Source organism: Vibrio sp. KMM 9700, assembly GCF_058545285.1.
Window position 1 is genome coordinate 2,482,468 of the sequence record NZ_CM178589.1, and the last position, 12,604, is coordinate 2,495,071.

The 12,604-nt window shown below is 40.8% G+C and carries 9 protein-coding genes and 1 tRNA gene; 3 read left to right on the plus strand and 7 right to left on the minus strand.

The annotated features are described in order from the left end of the window. The 3 genes from AC2VOY_RS11040 to AC2VOY_RS11050 all read left to right on the plus strand — a co-directional run bounded on the left by AC2VOY_RS11040 (position 1) and on the right by AC2VOY_RS11050 (position 2,823). Positions 1 to 1,545: a polysaccharide lyase family 7 protein gene (locus tag AC2VOY_RS11040; RefSeq protein WP_491831411.1), complete on the plus strand. Its 1,545-nt coding sequence runs from the start codon at positions 1 to 3 to the stop codon at positions 1,543 to 1,545. A 187-nt stretch (positions 1,546 to 1,732) separates the two neighbouring features. Further along, positions 1,733 to 2,467 (plus strand): hypothetical protein, encoded by a 735-nt coding sequence (locus tag AC2VOY_RS11045; protein ID WP_491831412.1) that lies wholly within the window; start codon positions 1,733 to 1,735, stop codon positions 2,465 to 2,467. Further along, positions 2,467 to 2,823 carry a hypothetical protein gene (locus AC2VOY_RS11050; protein ID WP_491831413.1) on the plus strand — a complete coding sequence of 119 codons (357 nt, stop codon included), beginning with the start codon at positions 2,467 to 2,469 and terminating at the stop codon, positions 2,821 to 2,823. The genes AC2VOY_RS11045 and AC2VOY_RS11050 overlap by 1 nt, the downstream gene beginning before the upstream one ends. A 135-nt stretch (positions 2,824 to 2,958) precedes the next feature. On the opposite strand, the gene AC2VOY_RS11055 is transcribed toward AC2VOY_RS11050, so the two are convergent. The 7 genes from AC2VOY_RS11055 to AC2VOY_RS11085 all read right to left on the minus strand — a co-directional run bounded on the left by AC2VOY_RS11055 (position 2,959) and on the right by AC2VOY_RS11085 (position 12,400). Then, entirely contained in the window at positions 2,959 to 4,026 is a 1,068-nt protein-coding gene (locus AC2VOY_RS11055) for a polysaccharide lyase family 7 protein (protein ID WP_491831414.1), read from the minus strand. A 101-nt stretch (positions 4,027 to 4,127) separates the two neighbouring features. Then, the gene (locus tag AC2VOY_RS11060) at positions 4,128 to 5,435 is read right to left on the minus strand and encodes a TRAP transporter large permease (RefSeq protein ID WP_491831415.1); all 1,308 of its coding nucleotides are present in this window, start codon (positions 5,433 to 5,435) and stop codon (positions 4,128 to 4,130) included. A 24-nt stretch (positions 5,436 to 5,459) separates the two neighbouring features. After that, on the minus strand, positions 5,460 to 5,948 hold the full coding sequence (locus AC2VOY_RS11065) for a TRAP transporter small permease (protein ID WP_491831416.1): 489 nt from the start codon (positions 5,946 to 5,948) through the stop codon (positions 5,460 to 5,462). 101 nt (positions 5,949 to 6,049) lie between these two features. Next, positions 6,050 to 7,012, minus strand: a complete 963-nt coding sequence (locus tag AC2VOY_RS11070) for a TRAP transporter substrate-binding protein (RefSeq protein WP_491831417.1) — start codon at positions 7,010 to 7,012, stop codon at positions 6,050 to 6,052. Between the two features lie 630 nt (positions 7,013 to 7,642). After that, the gene (locus tag AC2VOY_RS11075) at positions 7,643 to 9,796 is read right to left on the minus strand and encodes a heparinase II/III domain-containing protein (RefSeq protein WP_491831418.1); all 2,154 of its coding nucleotides are present in this window, start codon (positions 9,794 to 9,796) and stop codon (positions 7,643 to 7,645) included. Between the two features lie 2 nt (positions 9,797 to 9,798). Then, on the minus strand, positions 9,799 to 11,976 hold the full coding sequence (locus AC2VOY_RS11080) for a heparinase II/III domain-containing protein (RefSeq protein ID WP_491831419.1): 2,178 nt from the start codon (positions 11,974 to 11,976) through the stop codon (positions 9,799 to 9,801). Between the two features lie 348 nt (positions 11,977 to 12,324). Beyond that, positions 12,325 to 12,400, minus strand: a tRNA-Asn gene (locus tag AC2VOY_RS11085). Between the last annotated feature and the right edge of the window lie 204 nt (positions 12,401 to 12,604).

Consider the following 12,604-nt stretch of genomic DNA (forward strand, 5'->3'; position numbering starts at 1 on the left):
ATGAAACAAAAATATCTAAAATCTCTGATTGCTTCTTCTGTGCTGTTAGCGCTTAGCAGTGTCGGCACAATGGCAACAGCAGCTACCCAAGATATTCTTACACCAGTAAAAGTAACAGCAAGTGGCCATGATGGTAATGGTCCAAATTTAATGTTTGATAAAGATCTTACAACGCGCTGGTCTGTTAATGGCGACGGTGAATGGGCAATGCTAGATTATGGCAGTGTGCAAGAGTTTACCGCAATCGCTGCCGCTTTCCACAAAGGAAATGAGCGTCAAACTAAGTTTGATATCCAAGTGAGTGAAGATGGTAAAACTTGGAAAACTGTATTAGAAAACCAAGAAAGCTCAGGCAAAATTATCGGTCTAGAGCGTTTTGAATTTGCACCTGTGAAAGCGCGTTACATCAAATATGTCGGTCATGGTAACAATGATAACGGTTGGACGTCAGTCACTGAATTAACAGCGCTTAACTGTAATGTGAATGATTGCCCTGATAATCAAATCGTTAGCCCTGAAGTCATTGCAGCTGAAAAAGAAATGATTGAAGCGCAAAAAGCCGCTGAAAAAGCGAAAAAAGAAGCACGTAAAGACTTACGTAAAGGTAACTTTGGAGCGCCAGCTGTTTATCCATGTGACAAAGATGTGGAATGTGATACTAAATCAGCACTTCCAGTCCCAACAAATCTTCCTGCAACGCCAAAAGCGGGCAACAAGCCAAGTGAGAACTTTGACCTAACTTCTTGGTATCTATCTCAACCGTTCGATCATGATGAAAATGGTCGTCCAGATGACGTAGATGAGTGGAACCTTGCAAATGGTTATGAGCACCCAGATGTATTCTATACAGCTGATGACGGCGGCTTAGTATTCAAGAGCTTCATCAAAGGTGTTCGTACTTCACCAAACACTAAATATGCACGTACAGAAATGCGTGAAATGTTACGTCGCGGTGATACGTCTATCTCAACTAAAGGCGTAAACAAAAACAACTGGGTATTTAGCTCTGCGCCAGTTGAAGACCAAAAAGCAGCAGGTGGCGTTGACGGTACACTTGAAGCAACACTGAAAATTGATCACACCACAACAACAGGTGAACCGGGTGAAGTGGGTCGTTTCATCATTGGTCAAATCCATGATCAAGATGATGAGCCAATCCGTCTTTACTATCGTAAACTACCAAACAACGACAAAGGTACAGTTTACTTCGCGCATGAAAATACGCTAAAAGGTACTGATGAGTTCTTTGATCTTGTTGGTGGCATGACGGGTGAAATCGGTGATGAAGGTATCGCTCTTGGTGAGAAATTTAGCTACCGCATCAATGTTAAAGGTAATACTTTAACTGTGACTGTAATGCGTGAAGGTAAAAAAGACGTTCAACAAGTGGTTGATATGAGTAAGAGTGGTTACGACAAAGGCGGCAAGTACATGTACTTCAAAGCAGGCGTATATAACCAAAACATCACGGGTGACCTAGATGATTATGTTCAAGCGACTTTCTATAAACTAGAGAAGTCTCACGACACATATCAAGGTAAATAATACCTAATCACTTGATTTAAAGTGTTTGCAAGCCAGTGGAGCAATCTGCTGGCTTTTTTGTGTTGTAAGCATAAGTAAAAGCGTTAAATTTGATACGGCGTAAGTTGTCATTATGCCGTGTAATATATATTGAGTTATGGTTGCATAGTAGTCATTATCTGATTGTATGAGTTTGAGGATGGTGTAAATGGACATTTTATTAGACAAATATAAATCAATTTTGGCGAGTATTGATTATAGCCAATTCGATCCCCAAAATGATAAGTATTCTGGTGTTTTTCTTCCAATTGCCTTTGATGCTTACCATTTAGCAACTACAAAAGTAATGCTTATTGGTCGAGAAACAGCTGGTTGGAATACGAATAATAGTAAAAATACGATAAAACGTATTATTGATTGTGGTGCTGAGCAAATAGTACAAGAAGGTGTTGAACGATATAAAAAGCATTTATTAGATTCAAAAGGTAAGGAAACGACCAAATCAAAAAGCCGCTTTAAACAATTTTATTTTAAAATAGCTAAAACTCTTGAGCTTGAACCTTCAGCCTTGATTTATTCGAACTTTTTTTCTTGGGATTATAATAAGAAGTCACCATTACTTTCGCCAAAATGCAAAGAGAAAGAATTTGAAGAAATAAAAAGACTTTCAGTTGCTTTGCTAGCTGCACAAATTGAATCCTTTAAACCAGATGTGATTATTTTTGCCACTGGAGTGCATCACGTTATCGATGAAGCAATTAAAGATCTGTTTAATACTTATTTTGATGGGATAGTAAAAAATGAAGAGACTTTTGTGAGTAAAAAAATATGGGAATTCCAAGGTGCAGGTGCAACTTGCTTTCGAATTGCACATCCAAGAGCTTACAATGGACATCAAGAGTATAGAAAATACATCCTTAACTATTTGAAAGAGATTAAGTAATGGAAGATATACAAGCTTATGATGAGAATTATATTGAAAAACGTTTTTGCATGCTACTTGAGCAATTTCCAGCGCAAAAGCGACATTCGTTTCGTTATCTATGTGCGTTAGAGGGGGATGATTTTGAGAGTCTAACAAGGTGCCACACAAGGTTTTTAAGCGCAAATGAAGAGAATGATGATGCATCGTTTAGACGCTTACTTGATAGTTTATTTGAGGATATTGCCAGATATCGCGCGCAGACAAATGAATTTCCTTGGCATGGCGTATTTATTGAATTTGATAGTCATGGCTTTAGGCTTAACTGGCATACACAAGCTGAGATTGATGATTTGTTTGAGAATACACGCCAGTAATTAATATCTACTCTTTATTCTTGAAGATGCATCTTGAATGATTTCGAGTATAGATAAAGGATATAAAAAAGGTCCAGCAATCATGCCAGACCTTTTAGTTAATTAAATAAACTTAAGTGATTCGGAGAAATAAATTTATTTAGTTAGTACAAGTTTAGAGAAGCTTACGCTGTTATAGTCGCCAGTTTCTTTGTCTTTCACAAAGTCACCCGTACCTGCGCAGCCTGGAGACCAGAAACCGCCGTCATCTTTGATGCTACATTGGCCGTATGCACCCGCTTTGAAGTAGAAAGAGTCACCTGCATAGCCTTTCGGGTTATCTTTTGGATCAACTTTGCCATCAGGCATTACGTTTTTAGCTAAATCAATTTCATAGTTAACTGTATCGTGGCCTTTTGCGCTAAAGCTTAGCTTCATCACAGTGCCGTCTACATCAACGCTGTAGCTGAACTCTTCACCGAGCGCGATACCAGCATCACCAGGATCAGCTGGATTATCCCAAGTGTTACCCCAAACAGGGTATGCGATATCCGTACGGTTTGGATCATCTTTTGCTAAGTTACGCTCATAGTTCCAAAATACTGAACCTTTATCATGGCCTGGGAATTTTTTATAGAAGATTTTTAAAGGCTCATTCCCATAACCAAAGCCAGTATTTGCTTTGATCATCTTGTCATCTTTATTGGCGTGAATTTGGCCGACAACGACAGAGTATGCAGGCAGCTTATCAGGGTGTTTCGCATTCACTGCGACATGGTTGACTTTTAACGTCGCTTCAAGTGTGCCACCAATTGCGCCAAACTCTTTTGAATTTGGATGCGAGCTCAATGCAAAGTTATTTGCAGGTGCTTTGGTATCAATAGTTAAGTCAGTGCCACGCAGCATTTGACGCAGCTCTGAACGCGCATTAGATGAACCAGATGTGGTGATCGCATTGTTTTGAACTTGGAAGACCATGTCACCATTGTCATCTAAGAAGAAATAGTAAGGATGCGAATAGCTAAGCATCGCCACGCCTTCAATTTCATCAATCTTACCGTTGTTATCCTTATCTTGTGGAACGGTAATTTTCCAGTTTAGCATGTCAAACTTATCCGCAGGGACAGGTTGTGGCGCTTGCTCTTGAGCTGCTAATGCGCCAAACGCGACAGCTTGGGTGCAAAGTCCTAACATCATTGCGTGGGTCAGTTTGTTCTTCAACATATCATGTCCTTTTGTTTGTTTTATAATTTTCCCTTGATCCTTAACCCAAAGGCTAAGATAGGCCCTCAGGTTAAGTTTCTTGGGTTTTTAAGGTTGCACAGTTATTGAATTAAACCAAATGCGCGAGGCAAGAACAGGCTTAGTTCAGGGATAAAAGTAATAAACAATAAAGTGATAATCAGCACGGCGCAGAATGGCCAAATCGCTCGAATCACATTTTCTATCTTGGCGCCACTGACGCTACAGCCAACGAACAGCGCTGTACCAACCGGCGGCGTTGCGATGCCAATACAGAGATTAAAAATAATCATCATGGCAAAATGAATAGGGTGCATGCCAAGCTGGGTGGCAATTGGCATAAATATTGGTGTGAAGATTAATAATGCTGGCGTTAAGTCCATAAACATACCGACAATCAGCAAAATAATATTCATCAAAATAAAGATGACAATTGGGCTGTCAGATAAAGACAACATCCAATCACTAATTAAACTTGGCAAACCTGTGAAGGCCATCGCCCAAGACATAATGGTTGAAGTGCCGATAATAAACAGCATGATGCCGGTGATCTCTGTGGTCTCAATACCGATTTGTTTGATATCAGACCATGACATGGAGCGATAACAAAGCGATAAAATAAACGAATAGAGCACAGCGATACAAGCACCCTCGGTGGCAGTGAAAATACCCGCAATAATGCCGCCAATCACGACAACCACAAGGCCTAAGCTTGGCAGTGCTTGCCAGGCAATTTTTAGCTTATCAGAGACGCTATATGAGACAGCATGCTCATTGGTGTAGCCTTTTTTCTTCGCGATAAAATACGCCACAACCATACAGCTGATGCCCATTAAAATCCCAGGCACATAACCTGCAATAAAGAGCGCTGCAACCGAAGTACCACCACTGACGACAGAGAATACAATCAATGAGTTACTTGGCGGAATTAAGAGGCCAGCTGGGCATGATGCCACGTTTACGGCAGTCGAGTAGGACTTGTCATAGCCTTCTTTTTTCATTTCAGGGGTAAGGGTTTTACCTACCGCAGCAGCCGCTGCAACTGCTGAGCCAGAGACTGCGCCAAACATGATGTTGGATAAGATGTTTACGTGCGCCAGAGAACCCGGCAAACGTCCAACAAAGAGCTTAGCAAAGTTAACCAAGCGTCCTGCTATTCCGCCTCGGTTCATGATGTTACCGGCGAGAATAAAGAATGGGATCGCGAGTAAACTAAAACTATCTATCCCCGTTACTATTTTTTGTCCTGCAGTCATTGAAGCAACATCGAATGGAAGTATGCTGTACATGATCACAAGTGACGACATAGCGATCGCAATCGCAATCGGTACACTGAAAGCTATCATGGCTAAAAATAAGCAAAGTAGCCAAAAACCAATAGAAATATCCATGTGAGACTTCCTTAGATTAACGGATTATTGTTCTTCTACTTGCGCTTGTGGGTTAATAATATTTAAGACGACATAAAATATTATTAACGCGCCAGAAAGCGGCAAAATAAAATATACATAAGCCATTGGAATATGTAACGCAGGTGAAAACTGTTGCATGGTGCGCCCAATTAGGGCTAAGCCACCTTTGATCATTGCAAGGGATACAAATGATAAAGTGAGTAAGTTAATAAAAGTTTGCAGCACCACATTTGCTTTGGGTGAAATACTATCCGCTAATAAAGTGATCGCTAAGTGACCACGTTTACCAAATAAATAACTTGCTCCGAGCAATCCAAACCAAATCATTAAATAACGTGACAGCTCATCGGTAAATGAACTTGGGTCATTTAAGATATAACGGCTAAATACCTGCCAAGTGACAGTGATAACAAGTGTTATAAGTGTAAAGCCACAGAAAATTAAAATGGCTTTGTCTAAATAGCCTCGAATAGTTTGAAGTGTGTTTTGCATAGGAAGTATCCTTAGTGACAGCTTAACAAGCAATCAATACCCCTCGTATGATGGTGCATACTCAGGGTATGTTTAGCCTTTTTCGAAAAATTTAAATCCTATTATTTAATCGCTTTAATTTTTTCAATATAAGCGCCTAGTTTAGGATCTTTTTTCGCTTCCTCGATCATAGGTGCCACTTTTTCTTGGAATTTAGCTTTATCGACTTCAACAAACGTTACGCCCATCTCTTTCGCTTTTTCGATATTTTCGTTTTCCACTTCATCCCAGATTTTGATTTCTTCATCTAGTGATTCAAGCGCCGCCTCTTTGACAATTTTTTGCTCATCTGGAGAGAGGTTATTCCAAGTGTTTTCAGAGATAATAATTAAATCTGGTGACATGGTGTGCTGATCAAGTGAGTAGAACTTCGCCACTTCACTGTGACGCATTTCAACGAGACTTGAGATGTTGTTCTCTGCCGCGTCAATCACGCCTTGTTGCAAGCCAGTGTAGACTTCGTTGAATGGGATAGGCGTTGCTTTCGCGCCAAGTAGGTTAATCATTTCCATCATGGTTGGTGACTCAGGCACACGAATTTTAAGACCTGCTAAGTCATCAGGTGTTTTGAATGCTTTTTTACCATAGAAGCCGCGAGAGCCTGAATCATAGAAGGTTAGGCCAACAAAGCCTTTGCCTTTACTTGATTGTAGCATCTCTGCGCCGACATCACTTTTCATGAATTTGCGCACATGCTCAGGGCTATCGAATAGAAATGGCAGAGAAATTACTTTAAAGGTTGGTTCAAATGATTCAGCAAGTGAGCCATTTATTTTAGCCATATCAATTGCGCCAGTGACCACTTGTTCAGCTTGGTCGCGCTCAGAGCCTAGTTGTGCGTTAGGGAAGATTTTTACGGTTAGATCGCCGTCAGATTTTTCTTTTACTTTATCCGCAAAGATAACCATGCCTTGGTGCGCTGCACTGTCAAGGTTCATTGCATGACCTAAAGTAAGTTGTTTTGCTAAGACATTAGCGCTGGAGAAAAGTGATGCGATAACAAGAGGTAAAATAAGCTTTTTCATATGTCGATCCTTTTTGTGTGTTCCATTTATACTCTTCATATTTGAAACTGCATCGGCGTTAACTGCTCTGCGTCACCCTAGTCACATATTCTTATATGCTCCTAGGGATTCCTCGCTTGTTGCCTTGCTGCAATTCCAACTATTTTGAGTATATATCCTCTATATTTGATGCATTGGCTATGCTTCGAATATGAAGGGTATATATTCAGGTTTTGTTTCAGTTATTTTTGTGAAGCTGTTTCATTATTATATTTTTCATACACAGTTTAGGACTTAACCTATAAATCATACAATATGATTAAGGGGAAAATACGACACAGATCTAATTATTAAAGATAACTAAAGCTGATTAAAATCAAGGAAATATATATTTAAATTAGGTTTGTTATATTATTTTAATACTTAAACTTTTTTGATAAATGTTATTTATTTTTAGATTGTGAATTAAATATTAAAGGAAAAATAGATTGCACAAATGTGGGGGAAGGTGGGAAATAAATACAATGTGTTTTATTGCAGATTTAGTCGCTAAGGCTATAAAAAAATCCCTAACCAAATAAATTAGTTAGGGATAGTCATAACGTTTCTTAAAGCTAAGCAGTTTGCAGACTCGCCTAGCTGTTAATCAGCTTAAAGCTGGGCAAATGCACCATTCCAAGTGTAAGTTGTGCCATCGGCTTCAAGGCTATGGGTTTGATCTTGTTGAGCTTCATCTAGGTTGCAAATTGCAAACTGATAGCTAGATTTAGCTGTTTTTAGCTCAACAATTGTGCCTACTTCAGTGTCAGCTAGAACTGTCACAGACTCAACTAAACCACGTGCATTAAGTGATGCTTCAATGGATTCATTGAAATAACCGTGGGTTTCAAGTACAGATGCAAACACGTGATCTTTACCTGATTGGCGGATCACCAATGCTGGCTCAGAGCGTAGGTTGAAATCTGGATCATTCGCGCCAGTACGGGTGAAGAAGACTTCACTTTCGCTTTGCGCGCTGGTGACCATTGAGTAGTAGCTGCTGTCATGTAGCCAGCTTACTAATGAGCTTTGACCCGCAGCCACTTTACCTGAGCCAAGGTTCCACAAGTGTTGATAACCATTGTCTTGACCAAGAGGTTTCACGCTTGCGTTCATCTCATAATCAAAGTCAGTACGCATGATTTGACCATGATAGTGTAGCGGTAGGTCATATTGGTGCTCAGCGTCTGCTTGAATGCGATAAATATCAATGATAAGTGGCTTTTCAAACTCTTCTAGCTCAGCCACAAGTACACTGCGCTGCATATCAACGCCTTGGTAGTAACCTGAAATGCGGCCACTCATGCCTTGGAGTTTGTTGTTATCTGCATTGAAGAAATGCTTTTGACCAAACTTAGACTCAGCAAGCGCTGTGTTGAATTCATTTTGTGTTTTACCATCAACAGTGACCGTGTTGTGAGCAATAGTTTGCTTACAATATGATTTGTTTTCAGGGATATAACGACCACCAAACTTAGGCTCTACGTTTACCCAACGACCATAGCCATAGTCGTGTAGGACTTCGTGACCACGGTTAAACACACTTAGGTGTAAGCCGTCGTAGTGACCATGATCAAGCGCGCTGTGATATTGGTGATCAGAGCCGTGCTGACCAAACCAGATAAGCGCCATAGTATCATCATCTTCACTGTCGCGGTGACGTAAAATGCTCACGCCGCCTTTTTCACCTTTAGGACCATCAGTCACAAATAGGCTACCCCAGTTGAAGGCTTTGATATCATCCGTTGCAGCAACTGCGTCAGATAAAGTTTTACCTGCTGCGTGAACCCAGACATCTTGCTGGTGATTGGCCATACCAAGAAGGGTATCGGTTTGCTCATAACGGTGATAACACACAGATGTTGCCATAATAACGCCTTCATCATTGATCGAAATCGTTTTTGATGAATCGTTTAGTGCTGGCAATGTACCATCTGGGAATGCCGTTTTAAATACAGCGTAAGACGTTGTTTTAATAACTGAATCATTAAACTTGTAGATTTCAAGCTCAGGTTGACGACGCTCGATAGACTCAGCAAAGAGGTAAATCGGACGGAGTGAGAAACGGTGATAATATGGACCTTCCATATAATAACCATCTGGCGAGAAAAGTTGATCAAGTTGCGCAAGGAAACCGCCGCTAACTTTGTCGCCTTTTAGGCCATAAAGCGCTTTATCAACCGATGCTTGATCGTTAATTGCGTAACCACAAATACCAACCGCAGCAACCGCCCAAAGGCCATGGTTGTGCACGATATCAAAGTCATGCGCATAGGTCACAACAAACATGTCGATCATTTGCTTGAATAAGTCATCTTCAATCAGACGTTTTTGATCATCGCTAAGCGTGTGGTAGATGCAGCTATATGCGCAAGATGAATATAGCATCCACATGTTTTCATTCAATGTTTGGTGAAACAGTTTGCCCGGTGGGTTGGTATCACGGCTCACATTGCTTTCAAGTGTTGGGTATACTTTTGCATAAGCAGTCAGCATGTCTGCAATATAATCACGGTATTTATCTTCACCAGTGATAAGGAACAAACGACCCGCCATATCCATGTGGATATAGTTTTGCTTATGACGGTTATGCTCATAACCACCTGCTTCACCGTGTCCTGGCACTTCAATGCCAACAGTTTGCATATAGTCATCAGTTTTTTTGATGTCACGGCTTAATGCATGGCCAAGCAGGGTATCAGTACCAAGTGCTTTTTTTAGCTCTGCTGCTTCATCGAAATTCATTAAAAGAGGTTGATAACTCATGCTTATTTCTCCTGCGCCGCTTGGCGGACTTCAATTTGGTAAAAACCTTTCCAGCTATATGTTGTGCCGTTAAATTCAGCTGTATTGTCGGTTTGCGCGTCAATGCCTTGGCGGTTTGAAAGCATTACAGTGATAACTGATTGCGCTGTAGTGACTTCAACCACAGATGCTTGGTCATCAAAACCTAAAATGCGTACAGATTGAACTTGACCGCGTGCATTAACTGACTGCTCAAACTCTTCGTTAAAGTAACCGTGAGTTTCAAGAACGCTTGCAAATAGGTTTGATTTTGCTTTGGTGCGTAGCATGAAGCCAGTTTCTGAGCGAAGGTTGAAGCTTGGATCGTTTGCGCCGATACGCGTGAAGACAACTTCATTGTCTGTGCTTGCCTGCGTTTCAAGGTTCGCGTTGGTACCAATCCAAGTGTAGTAAGTCTTATCTTGTAGCCAGCTAACCAGTGCATTATCACTTGCTTTACCTGCTGCTAGTTTCCAAAGGTGCTGATAACCTGCATCGGCGCCAAGTGGGTTTAGCTCAGATTGTGCTTGATATTCAAAGTTAGTACGCACGATTTGGCCTGCATACTGGTGAGAATAATCATACTGGTGCTCTTTGCCATCTTGGCTATCAAGGCGATAAAGATCAAGCAGAAGCGGCGCATCAAGTTCTTCAAGATTTAGCACAAATACGCTACGCTGCATGTTGAAGTTATCATAGTGATCATTTGCAAATGCGCTGACCGCTTTGATGTTTGGGTTTTGCGCATCAAAGAAGTGCGGCAAACCGTGAACGCTATCTGCGCGCTCAACATCAAAGTAGTTTTGGCAAGTTTCATCAATGGTCACGCTGTTGTGCGCAATGGTTTGACGTGCGTAAGATTTGTTTTCATCTAGGTAGCGACCGCCAAATTTAGGCTCAACGTTTACCCAACGACCAAAGCCGTATTCACGTAGCACTTCTTGGCTGCGGTTAAAGTAGCTGATACCTAGCGTATCAAAGTTACCGTGGCCCATACCGTGTTGACCATAGTTCATCACAAGTTGGGTGACATCGCCGGTTTTATCTTGCATACGGATAAAGCCTTGTGCGCCTTTCGTGCCATCAAAGCCTTCGTTTAGCTCAACACTTTCCCAAAATGGCATGTTGATTTCGCGATCTGCAATCGCTTCTTTATATGCATTGGAAAGCTCAAGACCACATGCGTGCATCCAAACGCCATCTTGAATTTTAGCCATACCTAAGATGTTGTCATCAAGTGCATAGTGTTTTGCATACACACTTACAGCTACTTGCACGCCAAGATCGGTAATACTCATGGTGCGAGAGGCATCATTTAGTGCTGGGAATTGACCGTTTGGATAAGCGGTAGCAAGCAGCGCTTGAATCGTATTGCCAAGGACTTTGTTTTTGTAGTTGTAAATATCAACTTCAGGCATATGACGGTGGATCACTTCAGCTAATACGCAAGCAGGGCGGATCGCATAACGGTGATAATATGGACCTTCCATATAATAGCCAGATGGTGCGAATAGCTGAGAGATTTGCGCGAGGAAGCCGCCAGTTTCGTTGTTTTCAATGCCGTAAACAGACATTTTTAGATATTCAGGTTTGCCCACTGCAAGGCCACAAATGCCCACAGCTGCAACTGCCCAGATGCCGTGGTTATGGATACGGTCAAAATCGTGACCATATTTAACCGTAAACATCTCAAGCATAGGTTCAAAAATGCGGCTTTCAACAGCGTGACGTTCTTCTTCTGTCATCACGTGTTTAACGCAAGAATAAGCAAGGCTCGTAAACATTAACCAGCAGTGCTCATTTAGAATTTGGTGGAATAGACGACCAGTAGGGTTGGTATTCTTTTGAACATGAAAATCAAAAGTTAGGTACTTTTCAGCATAAAGCGCTAATAAATCTTTTACGAATGTAGCGTATTTTTCTTCGCCAGTAATTAAAAATAGGCGGCCCGCTAAGTTCATAAATGTGTAGTTTTGTTTATGACGGTTATGCTCATAACCACCAGCTTCTCCATGACCAGGGACATCTAAAGGAAGTTGCATAAATGCTTCAACTTGCTTGACGTTGCTGGCGATGGTTTTACCCATCAAGGTATCTTGCCCCACTTCTTGTTTTAGTTTTGCGATTTCATCGCTTGTGAGCAGTATTGCTTGACTTGTCATTTTTTACACCTTATTGGAAAATACTGTGAGATAAAGTAATACAATATAACTATTATTGCTATTTTCCTACCAAAAAAGATGATGCAAGTCACATAAGTTCGTTTAATCTATTGATTTATATGGGGCAACTAAGTTTGGGTGTAATTTTGTAACAAAAAATATACTTCGACTACTATGCTTTCATTTGATCTAAATCAGCTACTTATTTCGCTATTTGTATTACTTGAAAGTCTATTTCATTTCTATATTTATAATTTAAGAATAACTAAGGTGAATAGCGAGAGGTATAGAAGGGGGGAATTTTAGGCATAAAAAAACCGCACCATGAAGATGCGGCTTTCTTGAATATGGCTCCCCCTGCGGGACTCGAACCTGCGACATACGGATTAACAGTCCGCCGTTCTACCAACTGAACTAAGGGGGAATAGCTTAGGTGGGGAATAATAGCGATCTCGTATTTTTGTGTCAATCTTTTTTCTATAAAAAAATTAAGTTTTTTGAGCTTTACTTTTTTGCAGCTTAGACGTGGCAAGGGCTTGCATCAGTTATCCACGGTTTTTGTGGATAAGTATGTGAATTGTTGTTTGATAAAAAGAATGCACAAAAAATGAAATTCAGATTAGAATTT

Bases quoted from the DNA above. Each gene is read 5' to 3' on its own strand.
- AC2VOY_RS11040 (WP_491831411.1), top strand. From the start codon at position 1: ATGAAACAAAAATATCTAAAATCTCTGATTGCTTCTTCTGTGCTGTTA.
- AC2VOY_RS11045 (WP_491831412.1), top strand. From the start codon at position 1,733: ATGGACATTTTATTAGACAAATATAAATCAATTTTGGCGAGTATTGAT.
- AC2VOY_RS11050 (WP_491831413.1), top strand. From the start codon at position 2,467: ATGGAAGATATACAAGCTTATGATGAGAATTATATTGAAAAACGTTTT.
- AC2VOY_RS11055 (WP_491831414.1), bottom strand. From the start codon at position 4,026: ATGTTGAAGAACAAACTGACCCACGCAATGATGTTAGGACTTTGCACC.
- AC2VOY_RS11060 (WP_491831415.1), bottom strand. From the start codon at position 5,435: ATGGATATTTCTATTGGTTTTTGGCTACTTTGCTTATTTTTAGCCATG.
- AC2VOY_RS11065 (WP_491831416.1), bottom strand. From the start codon at position 5,948: ATGCAAAACACACTTCAAACTATTCGAGGCTATTTAGACAAAGCCATT.
- AC2VOY_RS11070 (WP_491831417.1), bottom strand. From the start codon at position 7,012: ATGAAAAAGCTTATTTTACCTCTTGTTATCGCATCACTTTTCTCCAGC.
- AC2VOY_RS11075 (WP_491831418.1), bottom strand. From the start codon at position 9,796: ATGAGTTATCAACCTCTTTTAATGAATTTCGATGAAGCAGCAGAGCTA.
- AC2VOY_RS11080 (WP_491831419.1), bottom strand. From the start codon at position 11,976: ATGACAAGTCAAGCAATACTGCTCACAAGCGATGAAATCGCAAAACTA.